Raw genomic sequence first — 22975 nt, 5'->3', positions numbered from 1 at the left:
CGAGCTGACTCCTGTCATTCCTGCGTTCGTCAAGGGGAACTCCTTCCCCGCCCTCTACGACACTATTCGGGACGATCCCGGTGCCTTATCCAAGGTTGACAGAGAGGGTAGACCGCGTCAGTGCCATCCTGCTCTTCATCCTGCGCTGACTCTATTGCAATTTCTGCCCGTCTTCGCCTTGTCATGCATCCGCAAGAGGAACCCCCTACGGGACGCTCGACTCTTTTGTTCGTCGCGCGCGCTGGCGGTTACTTGGGATCGACAATAGCGTCGGCATATCGGTCAATGACGCCTTGATAGAGGGGCAGCGTCTTCCCCAAAACCTTGAGGGCGACTCGTAAAGCGTCGCCAGGACGCCCAGCGTCGAAGAGCGATAACGCCAGGAAAGCTTCGCCTGCATCGCCGATCGTAGGGTCGGAGCTAACGCCTTCCAGAATCTTGATCGCTTCGGTGGTCTCACCGATGTTACGAAGTGAGCTGGCCAGCTGGATGAGAGCTTGAGATCGACGGACAGGGTCGAGGCCTAGGTCTAGCGCACGTCGGTAAAGCGGGATCGCTTCCGCTTCCCGTCCAAGAAAGTCTTGCACCGACGCCCACTCGTAGATGGCGGCCGGATCATCGTCGTCCCGCTCTGCGGCCAGGAGTTGCATTGAACCGAGAATGACGTCTGCGTCGGAGTCACTGGCCTCCAGCCAGAATCTTCTGATGCGTTCTTCCCAGTTGGCCATGGCCAATTTTGGCAGACTGCAGGACTGCTTGAGCACTGCCCAATGGGGAACCCTCTGCGGAAGCGCGTGGAGTCGCCACCGTTAGTTGTGCGGCGGACGTTTCGAAACGCAGTGCGCTGACTCAGCTGTAGTCGGCGCTGACTGTACGGGCTATGCCGTCGAGCCGGATCGTTTGGCCGTGCGGGACGATCCACTGCGGTCTGGTGTGTCCAAATGGCACTCCGACACAGATCACGGCTTCGGAGTTATATCGCGCGACTTGCTCGATGATGGTGTCACGCTGAACTGCGCGCAGTCGAGCGCACTCGATCGCTAATGGGACAGCTGAATGCAGTTCGCTGACGGGTGGACGGGCGACGAGAACACCGGCGACGGCATTGAGAACTCCTCGTTCACCCAGGGCACGCACCCAACGCTTCACTGTGTCGGCATTTGGGAGTTCCTCGCTCGTTTCGAGCAGGAGAATCGCCCCGTCCAGGTCGGCGACGTCGGGCATCCGGTTGGCGAGAGCGATCTGATCGATGACTTCGATGCATCCGCCCCACGTTGGACCTTCGGCCACCGTTGTTGCGCCCGCCCATGACCACGGTTCGGTCGGTTCACGAATACCGAATTCGGTTAGAGCGCGGCGATCCGTCCACGAGATGCCGAAGTCTTCGGACTCGCCCGGATCGGTGAGGTCGATACTGCCTCCGTCAAGAAGCGCCGCACGCAGTGAAGCCACATGCACGTCATCGACATGCGGGCCTGGTCCGAGGTGAACTTGTGTTGAGCCACCGTAGTAGCTGGGCACCCCGAGGTTCCAGAGAAGGTTGTGCAGGTTTGTGTTGTCGCTGTATCCGAGGAACGGTTTAGGGTTTGAGGCGAGGATGTCGGTGTCGATGTGTGGGATGACGGTGATCTGATCATCCCCTCCGATCGTTGCAAGAACCGCCCGAATACTTGGATCAGCGAACGCCGCCTCAATATCGGCAGCTCGCGCCTCGGCGCTCGCACCGAGCTGCCGTGTCGTCGGATACTCAACCGGCACAAGCCCAGTGACTTCTGTGAGGCGCCGCATCGCCTGCTCGTGGATGGCCTCGGACACCGCCGGAGCCGCGAACGCCGGGGATAGAATAGCGACCCGATCGCCGACAGCGGCCTTGGGGACGTTAGTGAATGTGCGCATCCAGTCATTGAATCAGAGGATCGGAACGCCACGCACGTCATAACGTCCGCAAAGGAAAGCTCAGCGGGAACCGTCGACGACTCTAAACCGTTCAAGCACCACAAGTGTGTCGTCATCCACAACAAAAGTTGGTTCCATCAGAACGGACCGCAGTTCATCACCCTCCCAGAATCGCTCGTGTGCGAAACGCCACTCAGATAACGACGAATGCCCCTCGCCCTCGTCGCGCGCATGCTCCCATGGCACCTCGGATAGCCGAACCTGTTCCACATGCGTTGTTTCGATGATCAAGAGTCGCCGCCCCTCCGAATCCACGACAGCCTGGCGTGAACCAGCCTGCGGCACAGGTTCGTTTTCAATCCGATACTCCGCCACAAGCGACGTCGTTGAGGACTTACTTCCATCGCAGATAGCGAAAACGAGCTTGTCGCGGAGCGCCCCGGGGAATCCGAACTCCGCGATGGGAAGCGAATCAATGTTGGTCATCACCCAAGTCTGTCGTGTTGACCAGTCAATAAAAGTAATCTGCACCCGGATGGTGCCGGGTGGCGACTCCCAGCGCAGCGTGTGCCCGCAGGGGGGAACCCTCTACGGGTATCCGGAGCCGTAGTGGCGATGTTCGGCGCCAAGCCACCGGATTGTGGACTACGCGTCCCGGTGGCCTGGCAAGGCAATCAAGTGATCGGGCTGACAAACGCAGTAAGCCGGATGCGCTGTTCGGATATTCTCCAATGCGCACCCGGCTCAATACCTCACTTACTAATAGGGACCTCGACCGGCGGCTCCAATGGCAACGGGACAGGTTGAGAGAAAGTCCCGGCGCAATCGATGCGGCTGATGAGCGGCGGGTGCCCCATCACTTCTTGCCCTCTGGTGGGCAGTACATCTCACCTGGACGCTCGCCAGGCACGCAGTCCGCAAGGTTGCTGGCTCCGTTCGGGGCTCCACCGGCAGGGGCCGCATCGACGACGGAAGTATGTACGCTCGACCAGCGCCACACGTCGCCTGCGGCAATGCTCGATTCCGGTATCGCGACCACGGCAACCTCACGTTCGCCGATCAGGCGTCCGGAAGTAGGGTCGATGATGATCTCCTGGCGGAGCCCATTTTCGCTTTCGACCCGTCCGATGGCGGTCCCTGTCTGGCCGTTGAGGGTGGCTTGATCATCGGTGATCGTCACGCCGGGAATCATCGCGGCGGCGCGGAGTAGAGCGGCGCGTAAGTCGGCGGGAGCCGTACCCTGTCGAAGGGTGTCGGCAATGAACACGAGTGCCTCGCCGTCTGGTGACGATCCAGCGCCGATGGTCGTGAGGTAGATGTGGTTCAAAAGCCGGTAAGGGTCCCGGGGCATCGAGGCAAAGTCGCCCCACTGACTCTCTGCGGTGTTCCCATAGAAAGCGCCGAAGGGTGCCCGCAACAGCTCGGGGTCTCGGGCCTGCTCGCTGGAAGGGTAGGAGCGCTCGACCATGTCCTCACCGCCTGGGGAGAGAACGTCGACGACACTAATTGGTTCCCGAACCCAAACCCAGTCATCGGCGCGATCCGCCGGCACATACAGCTCGCTCGACTCCTTGATCCGGAAAGCAATCACGGGACCGTTCTGCTCCTGCCCATCAGTGACATGCACTGTCTGGCTCGAAACATGAAGGTACTGTCCCGCAGCCAGTGGGACGTCATCGAAGGTGAATGCCGCGATAGCGGCGCGTTCGAGTATGGCAGCTGCGGCTGCATCGGCGCCCCCGCGCCAGCCACCGAACCCCAGCACGTTCGTGGCGACGAGGACCCCCACGATGGCGAACACGCCGGCAGCACCGAGACCGGCGAGAGTGAAGCGACGACGGGCAGTGGTCACACGCTCCTTGGGTGCGACCGCGTTGATCTTGATGAACAGTGCCGCCCGTCCACGGGCCACTGATTCGTCTGTTGGATTCCGGTCTTCACGCAGTCTCCGCAGCAACGTTATTTCGTCCATGCTCCACCTCCTGATCCGGGGTTGAGCCCCGGTGGCTAGCCGCGCGCAGCGTGCGCCGTGCGCGGTTCAGACGTGAGCGGACGGTTCCGACCGGGATCCGCAGCGCCTGGGCAACACCCTCGTAGTCCAAGTCAGCCCAGGCGTACAGAAGTAGGGCATCACGATCACGCGTCGGCATCTTTCGCAATGCGGCCGCGATCGCCTTCACTGCAAATTCCGCGTCGATTCGCGACCCGATAGCCTCAATAGCATCATCAGGCACAGCCGCTGCGCCGTCGGCGACAAGACCCTTCCACGCCTTCGCCTCCACCCGGGAGTGCTTGCGCATTAACGTCGTCGCAATTCCGAACAGCCACGGCCGCGCGTCTCCAATGGTGATATCGAATGACTCCCGCCGTTCAAAGGCCACAAGGAACGTTTCCGACATGATGTCGTCGGCATAGCCATTGCCCACACGACCGGCGGCATAGCGGAACACAGCCCGCGCATACCGGTCGTACAGCTCGGCGAACGCCGCGGGTGTTGCCCCGGACCTTCTGATGATGTCGCTATCTTCGCTCACAAAAGGTATTGCTCATTTCCCTAACATTGGTTCACGCTAATTGTTTCGGCTTCAGGGAGACCTGGCATGCACTGAGAACGAGCTACTCGTCCGAGCGACTTTCGAACGTGCACGGACCGCCAGAGGAGCACTTTCCCGGCAGCAACAGCATGACGGCACGCCTGACCTCTTTCACGTGAGGGTACATTCTCGGTCCGCACCAGACCCCACGCGGCCCGCCCGTAAGTGGAACCCTCTACGGGACGATCAAACTTTGAGTTTGTCGCGCCGGGCAACCTCGCCCGGGGCCACTAGCTCTTGACGTTCAACGGCACCATCATCGAGACCGGCACGCCTTCTTATCGACTCGCGCATACGCACAATCGGCAAGACCGCCAGCAGCCATAAAACTTGTCGCGGCGCTCTGCAGGATCAACTCCCGTGTTGAGCCGCCGACGGCCACACGTCATCCTCGGCGAAAGCTGCCGCCCAGTAGTAAGGATTCACGGCAAGCAGAGGACGACTCGACCAACCCGACGAGCTGCTGGGGTCACTGACACCGACCTCCACAGTCGGACCCCAGATGGCGAGCCTTTCTTGGCATGCCCCACAAGGTGACAACACCGTGAAACCTTCCCTGCCAGGTTCGCGGCTTACACAGATCGACGCGACGATTCGCCGGCCCTGGGAATAGGCCTCGCAGATGGGACCCGTTTCGGCACAAAGGTTCATAGTCGCGTTGAAGTTGTCTAACGAAACCCCCGTGAGGACAGACCCGTCATCCAAATAAGCCGCCGCCGCCGTCGCTTCGGAAGCATCTGGCCAGCGGAGCGTCATCTGATCCACGGCACGGTCAAACAAATTCTGGTCAGCTTTCATCATCCAAGAAGTCTCCCAGAGATCCCTGCCCCCGCTGGAGGATCCCGCTTAGGCCGCCCCGATGGGTCCCATTTGGGTTGACATAGCCAGATACGGATCGGCAGTGCAGAGAGCATGCGTCCCGCAAGACTTTTCTCGAGCAGCACGGGTTGACGACAACCGAGACATCCCGATGTGACCTCACCCACAAGAGGACCTCTTGCCGGAAATGGTGTCTGAGCTTATGCGATCCAGTTTGCGCTGGCGTCCAAAATCTCTTGAACCTCGTTGATGAAGTGGGCGGCATGGAACCCATCCGCGTAAGCGTGATGAATCTGCAGGGCGAACGGGAGTGTCACTTGCCCCGCCTGCTCGACGTATTTACCGAGAGTGAAGATAGGCAGGTAATGGTCGTGTCCGTGGGCGATGTTCAGCTCGAATCCACTGAACGACAGCCAAGGCAGACTTGAGATGTCGAAGACGTTGTCTGACACGTCGCCTTGTGGAAACATTGTGGTCGCCGTTCGATGTGTCGACAGCAACGCCACCGCCTGGTCGTAGAACTGTGAGAAATCCTGGTTATAGTCGGTCCAGACGCTTGCGAAGGTCTCGCGGTCGGGATTCAACACAGTGAACGCCGGATGCACAACATTCCAAATTGACGGGCGGCCTTCCTTGTCAACAGTCATCCGAAATTCCTCGTGATTGTTCCCGACGGAGGCGATCGCCCAGATTTGTGCCGGATAGATTTTTGTGCCGGTATCCCGCAGCGCGGCTACAAAACGGGTCGCATCGAGCTGGACTGTCACGCTGTACGTGCACGGAACACGGGTTTGGTAATAGTGGAAATGTTCTCGACGCGGCCAGGTGGCTAGGTCAATGGGTGTTTTGTGTTTCACAAAATCATCTTTCCCCATCCTGACCTCCCCACGGCCCAGTCGCCACAACCGAATACTGAGCGCCCGTAAGCGGAACCCTCAACGGGACGCTTCAGTATATGATTTCGGGATTTCGGTGGTCTGTGGCGGCGTTCTGTGCTCGCTATTTGGCGCATCGACTTGGTTTTCTGCGTTGGCTCAGAGTGGGTAGTCAGCGTCTTGTCGCCCGTGGGTTGCGAGGCGTCTCGTCGGTCGATCTGCGGTTGCATAAGTAGCGATTTCGAGCGCGTGATGGTGAATCGTTGCGCTTGGACCGCTCTGAGCCGGTAGTTCAGATGACGCTGTTCGGTGACCGTGACTGGCCGCCGACAGTCCGTCTGGCGTTGTCATAAGCTGAGCCGCCGGAGCGGAAGGTGCGGGTTCGCACGGCGCCACGGTTGGATGCGCTCGAGGGCGCCATCGACGAGATGCTCCGCGCAAGCAGGGTCATACCGCGCGCCGGGTTTTCGCGCGGCTTGCAGACGGGCATGCTGCGGCCGACCTGTCGTAATTTCGACGGTCCGCAATTACGTCCGCAGTCGTCAACCCGAGATCGATGTCGAAGCTGGCCGGCTCCCGAAGGTGTTCGTTCCTCATGAGGATACGCCCCCGCGCCGATAGCTTACCTAGGGTGGCCTCGATCTAGCCTGAGCCAACCCCTATGGGTCAGCCTCGGTGTGTCTCCCGGGCGGCGACTTGACTCCCCGGTCTTTAGCGAGCTGTGACGGTAGGTGCCCGACCCGATCATTTGTGCACTCTTGACGTTTGGCACCGGACCCGGTTAGAGTCGGGTTCACTGAACCGGTTCAGTGAACCTAGTCACTGGCCTGTCGTTGCAAGGAGGCAGACGTATGGCGGTCACGATCAGCGACGTTGCTCGTGCGGCCGGCGTGAGCAAGGGGGCCGTCTCTTATGCGCTCAACGGACGGCCGGGCGTCAGCGACGTGACCCGCCAGCGCATCATGGAGGCAGCTAGACAGCTCGGGTGGAAGCCGAGCCTGCGCGCCAAGGGGTTCTCCTCATCGAAGGCCTTTGCGTTAGGGCTCGTCGTCGCTCGTGATCTGAAGCTGTTGGGCACAGACCCGTTCTTTCCCGCCTTTATCGCCGGCATCGAATCCACCCTGGTCGAGCATGAATACACTCTGGTCCTCACCATAGCCACCGATTCCGACGCGGAGGAGCGCAGCTACCGCAAGCTCGTCGAAGGTGGACGAGTGGATGGTGTGATCCTCACCGACATGCGAAACGACGATTCCAGGATTGCCCTCCTCCAAGAACTCAAGCTTCCCGCAGTCACGCTGGAGCGTTCGGATACACCCTCCCCGTTTCCTGCCCTGCGCACGGATGACACGGACGCAATCACGGACGCTGTCGACCATCTCATCAGATTGGGGCACACCCGCATCGCCCATGTCGGCGGAGCGCAGGCCTACGTTCACGGCCGCAGCCGACGTCTTGCGTGGGAAAGGGCACTTTCCGCGGCCGGGTTACCAGCTGACCTCTTCGTCGACGCCGATTTCACCGCGCCCGGGGGGATCGCCGCCACCGAAACCCTGCTGCGCCGGCCGGATCGACCCACCGCTATCGTGTACGCCAACGACCTGATGGCCACCGCTGGGCAGTCGTTCGCCCAGACCCACGGGTTTACCGTGCCCGATGACCTATCTATTACCGGCTTCGACAATGCCGAATTTGCCCAGTATCTCAATCCACCGCTGACCACGATCTCGTCTGACCCGCTTAGGTGGGGTCGGTTGGCCGCCACGGTGCTGCTGGACCAGATCGCCGGCACCCACGACGGGCAGGACATCGTTCTTCCCCCACCCAAGCTTCTGGTCCGAAGCTCTACCGGACCGGTCAGATTCGTTTCGACCTAACACCCTGCACCAACACAGTTACCTTCCGAGGAGATGCAATGAAGCGTTCAAAAATCACTGCCCGCCGACTTACCATGACGGCCGTCGCCGTGGCGGGCACCATCGTCCTGGCAGCCTGCAGTAGCGGGGGGAGCGACAGCAAGGACGCGAGCGGAGCACTCACCGCGACCGGTCCGATCAAGGTCTGGTACTCCAACAACGAATTTGAAGTCCAGTGGGCCGAGAAAATGGTGGCCGACTGGAACGCCGCCAACCCGGATGAGCAGGTCACCGGCCAGCAAATCCCGGCCGGCAAGAGCAGTGAGGAAGTCATCGGCGCCGCCATCACCGCTGGCAACGCCCCCTGCCTGGTCTTCAACACCGCCCCGGTGGCCGTGCCTCAGTTCCAGAAACAGGGCGGCCTGGTGGCATTGGATTCCTTCCCGGATGGTGCCGACTACCTCGCGGAGCGCACTGGGGACCTAGCCGGCCAGTACCAGTCGAGCGACGGCAAGACGTACCAGATGCCGTGGAAATCGAACCCGGTGGTGCTGTTCTACAACAAGGACATCTTCACCGCGGCAGGTCTGGACGCTGAGAACCCGCAGCTGGCCACTCAGGCTGAATTCCTCGACACCGCACGGGCACTGGTGGAATCCGGCGCCGTACAGAACGCCATCTGGCCTTCCCCGGCCAGTGACTTCTTCCAGTCGTGGTTCGACTTCTACCCGTTCTATGCGGCCAACTCTAATGGTGCCTCACTGGTTGAGGACGGCAAGGCGACTTTCGACAGCGAAGCGGGCAAGCAGGTGGCCACAATGTTCGAGACCCTTTACCAGGAGAACCTGGCTTCCAAAGAGGTGTACCAGGGCGACTCCTTCGCCGAGGGCAAGTCGGCCATGTCGTTGGCCGGTCCGTGGGCCATCAATGCTTACAAGGACGGGGTCAACTGGGGCGCCGTCGCGATTCCCGGTGCCGAGGCGCAGGATGACGGCTATACCTTCTCAGACGCCAAGAACATCGGTCTGTATTCCGCCTGCGAGAACCAGGGGACGGCTTGGGAGGTGCTGAAATTCGCCACAAGTGAGGAGCAGGACGGAAGTCTTCTGGCGCTCACTGGACAGATGCCGATGCGTGAAGACCTGACCAGCACCTACGCTGACTACTTCGCCGCGAACCCGGCGTATGGGCAGTTCGCCGACCAGGCTGCGCGCACCGTTGAGGTGCCCAACGTTTCCAACTCGGTCGAGGTCTGGCAGACTTTTCGCACGGCCTACGCAGCATCCGTGGTCTTCGAAAACGAAAGCATTGACGAGGCCTTTCAAGATGCAGCCGAAAAAATTGACCAACTCGTAGCGCAGAACTAACGGCGATTCCCATGTCACTCCGCACCGTCCAAGACAACCCGGTCGGGGTGACGGCAAACCGGAAGCTGACGCGCCTCAGGAAGAGAACATCTCTCCTGGGCCGTCAGCCGCTGGGCCTGCTGTTCAGCGCACCGTATGTGGTGTACATCCTCGGGGTCCTGGCGTTCCCCCTCGGCTATGCCATTTACATCTCATTCCACGATTACTTCTTCACCGCCCCCGGGGTGCAGGTGGACCGGCCGTTCGTCGGCTTGGACAACTACGTCACGATCCTGTCCGACCCGGCCGTGCAACGCTCTTTCCTCAACATCCTGATTTTTCTGGTCATCAACGTTCCGCTCACGGTCGGCTTGTCGCTGATCCTGGCCAACGCCCTCAACCGGGTGACGAAGTTGCGGACGTTCTTTCGTGTGAGCTACTTCGTGCCCTACGTCACGGCCAGTGTCGCCGTCGTCGGCGTGTGGCTGTTCCTGTTCCAGGAGAACGGTCTGGTCAACGCCCTGCTCGGTCCGTTGGCCCCCGACCCATCCTGGCTGGTCAGCTCCTGGCTGGCGATGCCCACCGTCGCGCTGTATGTGACCTGGAAACAGCTGGGATTCTTCATCCTGCTATATCTGGCCGCGCTGCAGAACATCCCAGAAGAACACTACGAATCCGCCTCCGTGGACGGCGCAAACAAATGGGCACAATTCTGGAACATCACCGTCCCCGGCGTGCGCTCGGCCAGCGTACTCGTCACCCTCCTCGCCACTATTACCGGTGCCAATCTGTTCACGGAGCCCTACCTGCTCACCGGAGGCGGCGGGCCGGACGGCGCATCCAGCTCTCCGGTATTCCTGATGTACCAAAAGGGGATCCTTCAGGGAAACCCGGATATTGCGGCCGCACTGGGCGTCGTGCTGGTGCTCGGCGTCCTGCTGGTCGCCCTGATTCAGAAACGCCTCGTCGGCGGAAAGGAGGACTGAAATGGCTCGGATCAAGTCTCACCAGGAAAAAACTGAGAAACGCCGGAACCTGACAGTTGGCAGCTTTCTGCTGCTCGCCGTCGGCGCCTTCGTATTCCTCTTCCCGTTCTACTACATGCTCATCGGTTCACTGCAGGCCTCACCAGACACGTCGGTAGCCGGTGCCTTTCCCAATCCAGCCAATCTCAGTTTGGAAAACTACACCGAGATCAACGACCGGATCAGTCTGCTGACCGGTCTGATGAACTCGGGCATTTTCACCGGCGGCGTCATCCTGTGCACCGTAGTGTTCGGCCTCCTGGTGGGCTACGCCCTGGCGCAGATGCAGTTCCGGGGCCGGGGCGTGGTATTCGGCATGATGCTGCTGGTACAGATGATCCCGTTCCAACTGCTGCTCATCCCACTGTACGTGATGATTGCGCGCGACTACGGCCTCGCCGACAGCTACCTCGGCATGATCCTGCCGTTCGCCATCAACTCCACCGCGGTATTCGTATTCCGGCAATATTTCCTACAGCTGCCCGCGAGCCTATTCGAGGCGGCCCGGATCGATGGCGCCAGCGAGCTTCGGATTCTGTGGCAGATCGCCATCCCGCTGGTGCGCCCGGCCATCGTCACGGCCATCCTGTTGACCTTCATCGGCCCCTGGAACGAGTTTCTCTGGCCATTCCTTATCACGAAAGATGCGGCCCTTCAGCCGCTGGCCGTGTCACTAGCCAACTACATCTCCAACATCGCGGCGACAGCCTCCAATCCGTTCGGGGCAATTCTGGCCGGCGCCTGTGTGCTCGCAGCACCCGCCATCGCGTTGTTCATTTTCTTTCAGCGTCAATTCATTTCCACCAATCTCGGATCCAGCGTAAAGGGCTAACTGACTCATGAACTCCGCACCAACATCTGCATTGCCAACCGTTCCGTTTACGCTCACCCGCGCCGGCGTCATCATGACGCCGGAAGAGGGCAACGACCTCGAAGCCGAAGGTGTGCTGAACCCTGCCAGCGGCCGTGGCCCCGACGGCGTGCTCTACCTCCTGCCGCGGCTAGTGGCCAAGGGAAACGTCTCCCGGGTAGGGATCGCCAGGATCATCATCAGTGACGACGGCGTACCCTCCGGCGTCGAGCGCGAAGGCATCGTGCTCGCCCCCGACGAGGGCTGGGAACGCGGCCGGAATAACGCCGGCACCGAAGACCCGCGCGTCACCTGGGTGCCGTCCCTTGGCAGACACCTGATGACGTACGTGGCGTACGGACCGATGGGGCCGCGCCTGGCCTTCGCCTACTCCGAGGATCTGCGCACCTGGGAACGCCTCGGCCCGTGCCTGTTCGAGTACAAGGCCGAGCTGTCCCTAGACCTAAACCTGTTTCCGAACAAGGACGCGGTGTTCTTCCCCGAGCCGGTGAACGACCCAGATGGCTTCCTGTCCTACGCGATGCTGCACCGGCCCATGTGGGACCTGGGCTGGATCCGCGAAGGCGAGGGTGAGCACCTGCCCGCCGGCCTCACCGACAACCGCCCCGGCATCTGGATCTCCTACGTCGCCGTGGCCGACGTGCAGGCGGATATCCGCAACCTGGTGCACATGGGCAAGCACAAGCTCGTCGCCCTGAGCGAGTATCCGTTCGAGGCGCTCAAGATCGGCGGTGGGCCGGCGCCAATCCGGGTCGACGAGGGCTGGCTGCTAATCCACCACGGTGTCGCTGGGGCGCTGGAGAAATCGGCGTTCGACCATCAGCAGAAGGTCAACTACGCCGCGGGCGCCATGATTCTCGACGCCGATGACCCGTCCATCGTGATCGCCCGCACTGACAAGCCACTGCTGGCACCCGAAACCGAGGACGAAATTTCTGGCATCGTGCCAAACGTGGTATTTCCAACAGCGATCGAAAAGATCGCCGGCCAGCTATTCGTGTTCTACGGAATGGCCGATTCCAAGATCGGTATCGCCAAACTCGACCGCGTTTAGGTCTCATTGATCTGATCCCACCCATGACCCTAACAAGGAGAGGCACATGACGCACGACCATGTTCGTCGAAGACTGATATCCATGCCGGTGGCCCTCGCTGCCGCGCTATCGATGCTCCTGGCGGGTGCGAGCGCCGCGGCCGCGGTACCCGCGTCAGCGCTCGCCCACGGCTCGCCAACGTCGACGGCGCCCCTGACCAATCTGGCGCATCTGAACTTTCTGCTCGACACCGTGCAGCTCACGGCGGTCGAGGGACACACCACCTACCGGCTTGACGAGAATCCTAAGGTCCTGGCTCCATGGACCTATGCGGACAACAGCAAAGGCAGGTACACGCGCGTCGGCGGCGGTTCGCTGGACCCGGTGACCGGCCACTGGAGCCAGGGCGCCTACAACGCGGACGATATCTCCCGCACCGCCGTCGTCTACCTGCGGCACTGGCAACAGACCGGCGATGAGACCAGCCGGGAGTACGCATTCCAGACTCTTCGCTCGCTCACCTACCTGCAGACCACGACCGGCCCCAACGTCGGCAACGTAGTGCTCTGGCAGCAGACGGATGGCAGCCTGGCGCCCAGTGCGACACCCGTCGAACTGCCAGACCCGAGCGACTCGGCCGAATCCTATTGGTTGGCGCGCACGGTGTGGGCACTGGGAGAGGGATACGCCGCGTTCAAGTCGGCCGACCCGGAGTTCGCCGCCTTCCTGCAAGACCGCCTGCACCTAGCGCTCGCCTCCCTGAACGAGCAATCGCTGGCCGAATATGGCAACTATGACGTGGCCGACGGCGTGAAGGTCCCGGCCTGGTTGATCGCGGGTGGGGCGGATGCCTCGGCCGAGGCCGTGCTCGGACTTGTCGCATATGCCAGCGCAGAACCGACCGACGCCATCGCCACCACGGCACTGACTCAGCTGACCGAGGGCATCGCCGCGATGTCGTCCGGATCGGTCAACCAGTGGCCGTTCGGTGCCATCCTTCCGTGGAACAAGTCACAGACGCTTTGGCACGCCTGGGGCGGAATGGCTCCGGCCGCCGTCGCCACGGCCGCCGACGTGCTGGACCGGCCTGACCTGCTGACGGCGGCTATCAAGGATGCCGCGCAGTTCACCCCACAGCTCCTGGCAGCCGGTGGAGCGGACAACGCATGGACGCCGACGCCCGGTGAATCGCAGATTGCCTACGGGATTGACTCACGAGTGCAAAGCTTGGTCGCCACCGCACAGGCCACCGACGCTCCTGGACTGCTGGACATCGCCGCCATCACGGCAAGCTGGTACTTCGGAGCCAACCGCAGCGGCGCCCCGGCCTACAACCCCGCCACTGGAACGGCCGTCGACGGAATCGAACGGGACGGACGGGTCAACCCGAATTCCGGCGCTGAATCCACAATCCATGCGCTGCTCTCCATGCTGATCCTCGACGCGAATCCGGCTCTCAAGGCCAAGGCGCTGGGGATCAATGAGACCGTCTCCACCAACGGCCTGAGCGTCATGGAGGCTGAATCCGGCACCATCACCGGCAGCGGATCCGTCGTGACGCCCGCTTCGGCATGGACCGGGGAGTCCAACTGGTCAGGCGGTGCCTACGTGGGGCTGGATGCCGGGGACACGCTGTCGATTCCGGTGCCGGCCGCCGACCAGGCCCGGAACATCTACCCGATCGTGAACCAGACGGTTGAACTGGCCGGGAGCACGGCCTGGACTGCCGGGAAGAGCATCGATCTGGGCAGCACGCCCAACGGCGGTGCCGGCGCCCAAGGCATCACGGACGCACCGGGAAGGATCTTCCCGTTCTCGCTGGAACGCACCCTCGCCGCCGGTGCCACCTCGATCGTCGGCCATAGCGATGGGACGGCCTCCGTGGACGCACTCCTCATCCAGCCGCTGATCTCTTCCGTCGCCGTCACCGGATCCAGTGGGGACTCCACCCTGTACGTGAGCGCGGCCAACGACATCATCGTCTGGAAGAGCGAAGTGCCGCGGGGCTACCTGCTGGAACAGCAGGCGTTCGACGCTACCGGTAAGCTCCTGGCCGCGGGTCACAACAGTAACGGGGCGGACCGCTCGGGCCGGGTATCCGTTGGCGCCGGCGGGTTCACACTGGTGACGCTGGTTCAGAAGTAGCTCCTGCCCACGTCAGCGAGGCCGCTGCCCAACCGGGTGGCGGCTTCTCTCGTTCCCCAATCGGAGCCCCATGAACAACAGTAAGCCAGGCCAGTTAGGCACCGGTAGCGATTCCGACGACAGCACTGACGACATGCCGTGGTGGCAATCGTCGGTCGTGTACCAGATCTACCCCCGCAGCTTCGCCGATTCGAACGGAGACGGAATCGGCGACCTGCGCGGCATCATCGCGCATCTCGATCACCTGGAGCGGCTCGGTGTCGATATCATCTGGCTCTCCCCGATTTACGCATCGCCACACGACGACAACGGCTACGACATCAGCGATTATCGGGCCATCGACCCGGTCTTCGGTACGCTGGCGGATTTCGACGTGCTCGTGGCAGAAATTCATCGCCGCGGCATGACGCTGCTCATGGATCTGGTCGTCAATCACACCTCGGACGAACATCCGTGGTTCGTTGAATCCGCCTCGAGCCGCGACAACCCCAAGCGCGACTGGTACTGGTGGCGGCCGACGCGCCACGGGGCTACCGCGGGAGAACCCGGTGCGGAACCGACTAATTGGGGGTCTTTCTTTTCGGGTTCGGCCTGGGAATTCGACAAGGATTCCGGCGAGTACTACCTGCACCTGTTCTCCCGCAAACAGCCGGACCTCAACTGGGAGAATCCCGAGGTGCGAGACGCCGTGTACGAGATGATGCGGTGGTGGCTCGACCGCGGGGTCGACGGTTTCCGCATGGATGTCATTAATCTCATCTCGAAGGATTCGACGCTTCCCGACGGAGTCTGTGCACCTGGGCAGCGTTACGCCGACGGATTCCCGCATTATGGTTACGGCCCGAGGATCCACGAATTCCTCCACGAGATGCACGAGTGTGTCTTCGCCGGCCGTGTCGGTCAGTTTCTCACTGTTGGGGAGATGCCGGGAGTGACCGTTGGCCAGGCGCGGCTATTCACCGACCCGGCTCGGCGTGAACTTGACATGGTCTTCCAGTTCGAGCATGTCGGCCTCGATCATGGCCCTTCCGGGAAGTGGGATCCGCGCCCCCTGGACGTGCGTGAACTCAAAGCATCTTTTGCCAGATGGCAGGATGGCCTGGCCGAGGTCGGTTGGAACAGCCTGTACTGGAACAACCACGATCAGCCTCGGGCGGTGAGCAGGTTTGGCGATGATGGTCCTTACTGGGCCGAGTCGGCAACCATGCTTGCGACGGTGTTGCACCTGCAACGAGGAACACCGTATGTCTACCAAGGCGAAGAGCTCGGGATGACCAACGTTCCGTTCAGGGGAATATCGGACTTTCGTGACATCGAGTCGCTGAACTACTTCGCAGAGGCGGTCGACCAGTTGGGCGAGGAACCGGAGAAGGTGCTCCGCGGCATCCGGCACATCAGTCGTGACAATGCGAGAACTCCAGTCCAGTGGAGCGACGAACCGCAGGCCGGCTTTACGGCTGGCTCGCCCTGGATCGGGGTGAATCCAAATTATCCGACCATCAATGCCCGGTCGCAGCATGGTCGGGCAGGATCGATCTTTGAGTACTACCGTGCCCTCATAGCGCTACGCCATACCGAACCGGTCATTGCACGTGGTGCATTCGAAATGCTGTGTCCGGAGCATCCGGTGCTCGTAGCTTTTACTCGTACCCTGGATGATCGGGAGTTGCTCGTGTTGGCCAACTTTGGCGACGCATCCCTAGAGGTTGGTAAGTTACCGGGCCCCATATTGCCGAACGCAGACGTGTGGCGAACGGCGCTGACAGTAATCGACAACTACCCGGCGAAGGAAGGCGTAGACAATCTGATTCTCTCTCCATGGCAGGCACGGGTACTGACGCGCCAGCTCAACTGACCAAGCACCGATCTCAAGGTCTAGTCATTCAGTCGCGGGCGTCGTGATCCCTGCCGGTGCTCACTTTCAGCTAGGCCCAGATGGCTGCACGAACTGACCCTGTCACCGCATCGTCCCATAAGCCGAACGCGCACCGATCGCGTGGAAGGGTGATTCCTCAAGTCGATTCGCTGAGCGAGTTGCGCGCAAAGGGAACCCCCTGCGGGACGCCGAGTTTTCTAGTGATGTTGAGCCGCCGCGCCACGACCGCCACGCTCGCGCTGGAGGTCCCGGAGCTTGGCGCTCGTTCGCCTTGATTAAAAGCGCCTTTGGACCCTTGGAGTTGGCCACCCGGCCTGAGCGATAACGAGTTGTCATCCTACGACTCTGTAGTGCTCCATTCTGCGCGCCGTAATGCCACACTCGTTTCATGACTTCCCATATTCGGTTGAAAAGTCGCCTCGGATTAGTGCTTCCCGCGGTGGCCATTGTGGTCGTTACTTGGCTTGTATTCTGGATGGCGCAAGGATTCCCCACGGCGTGTAACCTCATGGGTCCCTGCTCTGGCCGCGCTGTGCGGGTGGCGCCCGCTCTGCTTTTCGGCGGGATGATGCTTGCACCGTTGGCGGCAGTGATTCTCATGTCCGTCGTTCGCTCACCGGTGGGTTGGCTCGTCCGACTGTCCTATGTCGCCCTCGTGCTGCTCGCGGTTGTCGGGTACGTCGTTATCAGCTTCAGCGGAGGGTTCAGCGTTGATGCGGCATTCCTCGCTGGTCTTCTCGGAACGTTCAGGACGGCACTGCTCGCCTATGTGGGAATCATTGCCCTTCGACGCGAGACTTGAGCAGCTACGCTTCCAAGCCGGGACCAGGCTGCTAAGCCCTCTATCCGCAACGACATCGTGTAGGTGCCCTGCCGATTCCCGGCACCACGCGGCGCGCCATCCGCGGCGGTGCGTTGATCTGGCCTTGCCCCCGGTTAGTGGACACGGGTTAAGCGGCGAGTTGAACTTCCGCGGTCTGTGACGAGTATTGCAGTTCGAAGTCGACGGGACTGACATCTCCGATTGAGGAGTGCCGGCGCCGACGGTTGTATCGGTCCTCGATCCAGGCTCCGACTTCCCGAGTAGCGCGGTCGCGGGTGGGCCAAACGCGTCGGTAGTAGAACTCGGTTTTCAGCGTCGCGAAGAAGCTCTCGGCCATCGCGTTGTCCCAGCAAATACCGGTCAATCCCATCGAGCGTATGATGCCATTCTTGATCGCGAATGCGGTGATCTAGGCCGAGGCATATTGGGTGCCACGGTCGCTGTGAAAGATGACCTGCGCCGGCCTGTCTCCGCGCAGCGTCATGGCCATCACGAGGGCATTCTCGATCAGATCGGTCCGCATGTGGGCGGCGATGGCCCAGCCGATGACCCGGCGGCTGTGTGCGTCGATCACCGTCGCCAAGTAGACCCACCCCTCCCAAGTCCTCAGATAAGTGATGTCACCGACCCAGACCTGGTTCAGGGCCCCGGTATCCCATTGCCGTTTGACGGCGTCGACGGGGTAAGCGTCGGCATGGTCGATGATCGTGGTGGTCCTCCACTTTTTGGGGCAGATGCCCACCAGTCCGAGGCGTTGCATGGTCTTGGCGACGGTCTTGCGCGAGATGGTCTCCCCGTCGGCGCGGAGGTCGGCGAGGATTCTCGGCGAACCGTACACCTCGTCGGAGTCACCGTGGAACCACGCCACTTTCTGATCGATGCCCTCCCGTCGAATCATGCGGTCCGACGGCTTCCGGTCGAGCCAGACGTAATATCCTGAGCGGGACACCTCGAGCAGGCGGACCATGCGGGTGATGGTGAAATTGGTCTTCTCCGCCAGCATCAGTTCGAACGCTTTGCGCTCGTATCCGACGCTTCCTGGGCGAAGAAGATGGACGCTTTTTTTAGAAACGCCCGATCCAGTTTCAGGTCCGCGTTCCCTTTCCGCAGCCGGAGCAGCTCGGACCGTTCCGACTCGGTGACTCCGGTCTCGCCGGTGTCATTGCGGGCCTTGAACGCGCTGACCCACCGGCCCAACGAGGCCTCGTTTATGCTGAGCTCGCGGGCCACGGTCGCGATCGCCCTGCCGGTGTTGATCACCAGCTTCACGGCCTCGTCTTTGTACTCAGGAGTGAACTCCCGGCGTGTCTTTCCCATGTGAACATTCTCTCTTGTGAGGTGTCCAGTCAACGGGGGCAGGGCCAGTCGTGTTCAGCCTCCAACATGGATGACGGGGCGTTTGCGTGGGTTTGTTTCGCTTTCTCTTATGATCTCTCGCACTACTGGTGCGGTGTCGCCTCGACCCAGCAGTAAGTATCGGAACATGTGGACCAGCGGGTTGCCTTCGGACCATTCAAAATATGCGTGTGGGCGGACGCCTGTTGTATCGCGGAGGGCTATCAATATTGCAGCGATTGCATTTGGGGCGGCGGGGCTGCTGGTGCGAAGAACGCGGTACCCATCAATTTCGACGCCTTCTATCCGTAGAACTTCGCGAAATTCGGAGGGGTCCACGACGTCGATCTCGAGGAAGAGGATGTCTGCGGTGCCAGGGATCGGATTGATCCACCGTTGCTCTTCTTCTTTTTCGGCGTATTCGGCCGTGTGGCCCGTTTGCCGGCGGTGGGCGACGATGTTGAGTTTGTTGTCGTGTTGGAGTGAATCGTTGATGAAGCGGCGTGCTTCGTCGTCGAATTCGATGCGATCCGCGCGCAGCTCTGTCGTACGGGTGACTCGGGAGATCAGGGAGACGACAACGATGCCGAGGATGAACAATGCAGAAATTGCGATACCGTCTGGTTTTTCCCGAATGTTCTCGACCAGCGCGTAAAGCAAAATAGCGGTGAGGAGGGCAAATCCAATGCGGGCGATGCGGCGTTTACGTCGGATGCACGAGATCGTGACAGCGAAGGCGCCAGAGACCATCATCGCCAGGATGCCCGTTGCGTAAGCACCTGCCTGGGAGTTGACGTCAGCGCCGAAGCCAATCGTGATGATGATGCTGATGGCGGTGTACACAAGGACGACGGGGCGAACAGCGCGGCTCCATTCCGGTGCCATGCCGTAAGCGGGCAGGTAGCGGGGCACGATGTTGATCAGGCCCGCCATTGCGGACGCCCCGGCGAACCAGAGGATCAGGATACTGCTGATGTCATAAACGGTGCCGAAACCGTTGCCGATCAGCTCGTGGGCTAGGTAGGCGAGTGCGCGACCATTTGCTTCTCCACCTTGCTGGAATTTTTCTGCCGGGATAAGCAGAGTAGTCACGAAGCTACTCAATAGAAGATAGACACTCATAATCACCGCAGCGGCCGTCAGCAGTTTTCGAGTGTTCCGAATTCGAGATTTCAACCGTTCCTCGGGGGTTTTGCCGGTTGCGGCGATCAACGGCATCATACTCACCCCGGTCTCGAAACCAGACAGGCCGAGCACCAATAAAGGAAAGGCTAGAAGAGCCGGCACGAGGATCCCGCCGAGCCCTCCTCCAGTGGCGGTCAAGAGGGCGAGCCAGTCGGTGACCGTAGCCGGATCAGTCACGAAGTTCACGAGGCCAACGCCGAGAATGACAGCATTCAATGCCAGGAAAGCAGCTACGAGGGGGATAGCTATCGTAACTGCCTCGGTGAAGCCCAAGAGGAAGACTCCGCCGAGGATGAGCAGGAACAGTACCGTGACGGGCACGGCCAGGCCTCGGAACGCTTCGGGGACGTAGGGATTTTCCAGTAAGTGCACGGTAGCGTCCGCCGACGAGAGGGTGATGGTGATGATCCAGGAGGTCGCTACGAATCCGAGCAGAACGAGCACGAACAGCTTGCCCCACCAAAAGGGAAGCAACCGTTCAAGCATCGCGACGGAGCCTTGGCCGTTAGGACTTTCTTTTGCTACCCGGTGGTACATCGGCAACATTCCCAAGAGCGTCAAAGCGACAATCAACAAGGTTGCCAAAGGCGACAATGCACCGGCGGCAAGTGCGGCGATCGCAGGAAGGTACGACAGCGTGGAAAAGTAGTCCACACCCGTGAGGCACATCACCTTCCACCAGGGGTGCGCAGAAGCACGGGTTTCACCACTTTCCGGGCCCACCGGTTGCACAGTGTCACGCAGCATCCATCGGCTTACCGCACTCGAAGGCTTGCTATGCACCACTGGTCCCTGAACACTTGCCGGCATCGCGAAAATTTCTTCAGTCATGTCTCTCGATCACTTTTTCTGTGAGGGAACTTTGCCATGCAACTGGTTGAGTGTACGACGTTCAAATGTTGCCTGGCGACGGTCGTCGGGATTGGGCAACGGCACCCCTCTTCCGGCGACAAATGCGCATCCTTGATCATGCCTGAAATCTCGTCGACTAAGCGGGAGGTTTGTGCGGTGCGTCCAATAGCCTCGGGCACCATCCCGAACGGTTAGAACGAGCGTGCGCTTGTGGACGACAGCACAGTCAGCACCACTCACGTCCTCGTTACAGTTGAGGTCCGCCCGCAAGCGACGGACTCACAGAATTTGGCCTGGAGTCACGCCCAAAACTCAGATTCCGCTCCACCAGCGACTTCTGCTTTTTTCCACACTCGCCCGCACAACTCGTCCATACCGAAAACGGTACTTCCTGCCGTCCCATAAGCCGAACCGTCTGCGGGACGATTTCGCCGCCCTGTTTTCCAGGGCCTCGTGTACGCCGTTACTTGTGCGGCACGCGCGGAATGGGAAGGCAACCGCCACGCGAAGTTATGCTGCGCCCCTTGTTGGCTACGATGCGTGCTCTCCGAGGCGAATGCTGAGGGCCCGCGGCCCGTCGTCGTTGAAGCCCATGCGCAGATAGATTGATTCCGCGTCGGGGCTCGCGTTGAGGGAGACCGACATCGCGTTATTGGCTTGGAACCATTGCAGGAGTTCACGCATAGCAGCGGACGCGTACCCCATTCCTCGATACTGGGAGTCGGTTCCCACCCATTCGACGTACCCCTCCAAGAAGTGCACGTGCCTAGGGCTCGGCAAGGTTTCACTGATCCGCCCGACGGCCAGGGACGCCAGATGCCCGACTGCACCTTCTACGACAAAAATCGCGACATCGTTGCCGAGGCGCCGATCGAGAGAAGCTGCGACGCGCGCTTCCCATTCCGCGTCGGTAGCGGGTGCGGATCCGCCGTAAACCGTGTGCATGTCCGAATACACTTGCGCGACTAACCGGAGGATCTCGCCTCGATCGCCAGCGACAGCGACGCGCACGGCAACTGGAAGATTCGCGGGAGCGTACATAGTTCGACTATCTCCGTCTCGTGGATGGGTTCGGGTGGATTCGCCGAGCATGCTGACGCATTAGTAACACAGGCCAGTGCATGCGGGTTCGTTCAAGTCGAAGCCTCCAGCAGAATCGAACATCGCGCTGTGTGAGGAGATGATCCGGTCACCGCGACACCGATCCCGACCAAAAACCTCCGAGAATCAACGCTGTGGAACTGAGATAAAAACAGGTCCTGGTGCTTTTCCGCTCCTTAAACCGAGGATAGCAACAGCAAACCGTCCGAGTGGAACGATCATCGAAGCGGGTAGGAAACTTGGGACACGGAGAAGACATGCGGGGAGAACAAGTTCGTTTTTCGAAGTGGCACCGTACAGGATGCGTCGCTTTGCGTTTCGCTGTGGGTCGCGGCGTGCGTTGCTCGGGATGGTGAAGCGGTCGATGGAGTAGCCGAGCGAGCTCAACTCAAGTTCGGCAATTCAGAATGCTGGTCGTGGCCGAGGTTGCAGTCGCTGGACCCGTCGGGTTCGTACTCGCAATGAAACCGGGTTCGGGTCTTGCCAGTGATCCACCCAACTCGCCTGTCATCGGTCTGCTCGCTTTCGCTCCCGGCGCTCAGGGGCGCGGGCTCGGCTGGGCACTTCTCATTGGAGCAACAGCCGCGCTTGCTCGGCAGGGCATGAGCGCTCTGTTCTTCACGTTCTCGCCGATCATCAAGCGGCCGTGCACCTCTACGAAAAGAACGGCTGGCGACCGCGGGGAGAGCCATTCCAGCATGCGCTGTTGGCACATCCATCGCAGACGTATGTGTTGGACCTTGATCTGCCGGGTGTCCGATAGCCGGACCTCGAGCGACACAGGTTTTGTACCAAAGCACCCGGTGGCGGAGTGCGCCGATGCTGTCTCGCACAGGGGACCTCTACCGGGCGACGAGTGAGCCGGTCAGGGTACCTTGGGAGACATGACTAGCGGCATCGGACGCATGACTTTGATCACCGTCGGCGTGATAGCTCTGATCCTGGGTGGAATCTGGACTGGGCAGGGCATGAATCTGATCCCGGGAAGTTTCATGACGGGTAGCAGGATGTGGCTTTCAATCGGGCTCATCCTCGCCATCGTTGGCATCATCCTGATTGTGCTCGGTCTCCGACGTCCGGGGCACGGCCACACGAACACGTGAGACATGCCTTCCCCGCAGTCACTCAGCGAAGCTGACCGACGCCTCGTCGCGACGTGGTCCCGTTCCCGTAAAGTCTCGCCATCGTGCCCAAGGACAATGTGGTCAACAGAGCACGTACGCGGATGTTCAACATCGGCCTCGGCCGCCCCGTAAGCCGGACGGCGACCGGGACACCTTAGAATCGTCGTCGTCTACTCGGTTGCCGGCGGTGCCGGGAAGGAACTTCTCAAGGTCGATGA

General features: G+C 60.9%; 18 protein-coding genes and 2 pseudogenes. 10 read left to right on the top strand and 10 right to left on the bottom strand.

What is annotated here, in order from left to right:
* Positions 1-248 precede the first annotated feature (248 nt).
* The 7 genes from E3T41_RS01500 to E3T41_RS01465 all read right to left on the bottom strand — a co-directional run bounded on the left by E3T41_RS01500 (position 249) and on the right by E3T41_RS01465 (position 6184).
* Positions 249-728 (bottom strand): tetratricopeptide repeat protein, encoded by a 480-nt coding sequence (locus E3T41_RS01500; RefSeq protein WP_134476916.1) that lies wholly within the window; start codon positions 726-728, stop codon positions 249-251.
* Positions 729-849: 121 nt separating this feature from the next.
* Positions 850-1896, bottom strand: a complete 1047-nt coding sequence (locus tag E3T41_RS01495; protein ID WP_134476913.1) for a S66 peptidase family protein — start codon at positions 1894-1896, stop codon at positions 850-852.
* 60 nt (positions 1897-1956) lie between these two features.
* The gene (locus E3T41_RS01490) at positions 1957-2382 is read right to left on the bottom strand and encodes an ASCH domain-containing protein (RefSeq protein ID WP_174775265.1); all 426 of its coding nucleotides are present in this window, start codon (positions 2380-2382) and stop codon (positions 1957-1959) included.
* A 370-nt stretch (positions 2383-2752) separates the two neighbouring features.
* Positions 2753-3868 (bottom strand): CU044_5270 family protein, encoded by a 1116-nt coding sequence (locus E3T41_RS01485; RefSeq protein ID WP_134476910.1) that lies wholly within the window; start codon positions 3866-3868, stop codon positions 2753-2755.
* On the bottom strand, positions 3834-4430 hold the full coding sequence (locus tag E3T41_RS01480) for an RNA polymerase sigma factor (protein WP_241990987.1): 597 nt from the start codon (positions 4428-4430) through the stop codon (positions 3834-3836). The genes E3T41_RS01485 and E3T41_RS01480 overlap by 35 nt, the downstream gene beginning before the upstream one ends.
* 411 nt (positions 4431-4841) lie before the next feature.
* Positions 4842-5288 (bottom strand): cytidine deaminase, encoded by a 447-nt coding sequence (locus E3T41_RS18870; protein ID WP_134476954.1) that lies wholly within the window; start codon positions 5286-5288, stop codon positions 4842-4844.
* Between the two features lie 221 nt (positions 5289-5509).
* Positions 5510-6184, bottom strand: a complete 675-nt coding sequence (locus E3T41_RS01465; RefSeq protein WP_134476907.1) for a CatA-like O-acetyltransferase — start codon at positions 6182-6184, stop codon at positions 5510-5512.
* Positions 6185-6513: 329 nt separating this feature from the next.
* Between E3T41_RS01465 and E3T41_RS18305 the strand changes: the two are divergent.
* The 9 genes and pseudogenes from E3T41_RS18305 to E3T41_RS01425 form a co-directional block, all read left to right on the top strand.
* Positions 6514-6793: pseudogene (locus tag E3T41_RS18305) on the top strand (IS21 family transposase); the annotation flags it as partial.
* A 242-nt stretch (positions 6794-7035) separates the two neighbouring features.
* Positions 7036-8061: a LacI family DNA-binding transcriptional regulator gene (locus tag E3T41_RS01460; RefSeq protein ID WP_104132077.1), complete on the top strand. Its 1026-nt coding sequence runs from the start codon at positions 7036-7038 to the stop codon at positions 8059-8061.
* 38 nt (positions 8062-8099) lie between these two features.
* Entirely contained in the window at positions 8100-9407 is a 1308-nt protein-coding gene (locus E3T41_RS01455) for an extracellular solute-binding protein (RefSeq protein ID WP_134476905.1), read from the top strand.
* An 11-nt stretch (positions 9408-9418) separates the two neighbouring features.
* Positions 9419-10372 (top strand): carbohydrate ABC transporter permease, encoded by a 954-nt coding sequence (locus tag E3T41_RS01450; RefSeq protein ID WP_134476903.1) that lies wholly within the window; start codon positions 9419-9421, stop codon positions 10370-10372.
* Position 10373: 1 nt separating this feature from the next.
* Positions 10374-11243, top strand: coding sequence for a carbohydrate ABC transporter permease (locus E3T41_RS01445; protein WP_104132074.1), 870 nt, complete (start codon positions 10374-10376; stop codon positions 11241-11243).
* 7 nt (positions 11244-11250) lie between these two features.
* Positions 11251-12336 (top strand): glycosidase, encoded by a 1086-nt coding sequence (locus tag E3T41_RS01440; RefSeq protein WP_104132073.1) that lies wholly within the window; start codon positions 11251-11253, stop codon positions 12334-12336.
* Between the two features lie 46 nt (positions 12337-12382).
* On the top strand, positions 12383-14461 hold the full coding sequence (locus tag E3T41_RS01435) for a hypothetical protein (RefSeq protein WP_134476901.1): 2079 nt from the start codon (positions 12383-12385) through the stop codon (positions 14459-14461).
* Positions 14462-14531: 70 nt separating this feature from the next.
* Entirely contained in the window at positions 14532-16316 is a 1785-nt protein-coding gene (locus E3T41_RS01430) for an alpha-glucosidase (protein WP_370256866.1), read from the top strand.
* Positions 16317-16725: 409 nt separating this feature from the next.
* Positions 16726-17139, top strand: coding sequence for a hypothetical protein (locus E3T41_RS01425; RefSeq protein WP_134476899.1), 414 nt, complete (start codon positions 16726-16728; stop codon positions 17137-17139).
* Positions 17140-17287: 148 nt separating this feature from the next.
* On the opposite strand, the pseudogene E3T41_RS18865 reads toward E3T41_RS01425, so the two are convergent.
* The 3 genes and pseudogenes from E3T41_RS18865 to E3T41_RS01400 all read right to left on the bottom strand — a co-directional run bounded on the left by E3T41_RS18865 (position 17288) and on the right by E3T41_RS01400 (position 21477).
* Positions 17288-18477, bottom strand: a pseudogene (locus E3T41_RS18865) (IS3 family transposase).
* A 54-nt stretch (positions 18478-18531) separates the two neighbouring features.
* Entirely contained in the window at positions 18532-20511 is a 1980-nt protein-coding gene (locus tag E3T41_RS01405) for an APC family permease (RefSeq protein ID WP_104131440.1), read from the bottom strand.
* 552 nt (positions 20512-21063) lie between these two features.
* A complete protein-coding gene (locus E3T41_RS01400; RefSeq protein ID WP_166791474.1) occupies positions 21064-21477 on the bottom strand; it encodes a GNAT family N-acetyltransferase in 414 nt (137 codons plus the stop codon).
* A 1040-nt stretch (positions 21478-22517) separates the two neighbouring features.
* Here E3T41_RS01400 and E3T41_RS01395 point away from each other — a divergent pair.
* Positions 22518-22736 carry a hypothetical protein gene (locus E3T41_RS01395; RefSeq protein ID WP_198416374.1) on the top strand — a complete coding sequence of 73 codons (219 nt, stop codon included), beginning with the start codon at positions 22518-22520 and terminating at the stop codon, positions 22734-22736.
* Positions 22737-22975 lie beyond the last annotated feature (239 nt).

The organism is Cryobacterium sp. Hh38, from assembly GCF_004403235.1.
GTDB lineage: Bacteria > Actinomycetota > Actinomycetes > Actinomycetales > Microbacteriaceae > Cryobacterium > Cryobacterium levicorallinum.
The sequence above is the reverse complement of the archived record's forward strand: the minus strand, read 5'-3'. Positions and strand labels throughout refer to the sequence as shown.

Coding starts and splice junctions, on each gene's coding strand:
- E3T41_RS01500 (WP_134476916.1), bottom strand. CDS start 728: ATGGCCAACTGGGAAGAACGCATCAGAAGATTCTGGCTGGAGGCCAGT.
- E3T41_RS01495 (WP_134476913.1), bottom strand. CDS start 1,896: ATGCGCACATTCACTAACGTCCCCAAGGCCGCTGTCGGCGATCGGGTC.
- E3T41_RS01490 (WP_174775265.1), bottom strand. CDS start 2,382: ATGACCAACATTGATTCGCTTCCCATCGCGGAGTTCGGATTCCCCGGG.
- E3T41_RS01485 (WP_134476910.1), bottom strand. CDS start 3,868: ATGGACGAAATAACGTTGCTGCGGAGACTGCGTGAAGACCGGAATCCA.
- E3T41_RS18870 (WP_134476954.1), bottom strand. CDS start 5,288: ATGAAAGCTGACCAGAATTTGTTTGACCGTGCCGTGGATCAGATGACG.
- E3T41_RS01465 (WP_134476907.1), bottom strand. CDS start 6,184: ATGGGGAAAGATGATTTTGTGAAACACAAAACACCCATTGACCTAGCC.
- E3T41_RS01460 (WP_104132077.1), top strand. CDS start 7,036: ATGGCGGTCACGATCAGCGACGTTGCTCGTGCGGCCGGCGTGAGCAAG.
- E3T41_RS01455 (WP_134476905.1), top strand. CDS start 8,100: ATGAAGCGTTCAAAAATCACTGCCCGCCGACTTACCATGACGGCCGTC.
- E3T41_RS01450 (WP_134476903.1), top strand. CDS start 9,419: ATGTCACTCCGCACCGTCCAAGACAACCCGGTCGGGGTGACGGCAAAC.
- E3T41_RS01445 (WP_104132074.1), top strand. CDS start 10,374: ATGGCTCGGATCAAGTCTCACCAGGAAAAAACTGAGAAACGCCGGAAC.
- E3T41_RS01440 (WP_104132073.1), top strand. CDS start 11,251: ATGAACTCCGCACCAACATCTGCATTGCCAACCGTTCCGTTTACGCTC.
- E3T41_RS01435 (WP_134476901.1), top strand. CDS start 12,383: ATGACGCACGACCATGTTCGTCGAAGACTGATATCCATGCCGGTGGCC.
- E3T41_RS01430 (WP_370256866.1), top strand. CDS start 14,532: ATGAACAACAGTAAGCCAGGCCAGTTAGGCACCGGTAGCGATTCCGAC.
- E3T41_RS01425 (WP_134476899.1), top strand. CDS start 16,726: ATGACTTCCCATATTCGGTTGAAAAGTCGCCTCGGATTAGTGCTTCCC.
- E3T41_RS01405 (WP_104131440.1), bottom strand. CDS start 20,511: ATGACTGAAGAAATTTTCGCGATGCCGGCAAGTGTTCAGGGACCAGTG.
- E3T41_RS01400 (WP_166791474.1), bottom strand. CDS start 21,477: ATGCACACGGTTTACGGCGGATCCGCACCCGCTACCGACGCGGAATGG.
- E3T41_RS01395 (WP_198416374.1), top strand. CDS start 22,518: ATGACTAGCGGCATCGGACGCATGACTTTGATCACCGTCGGCGTGATA.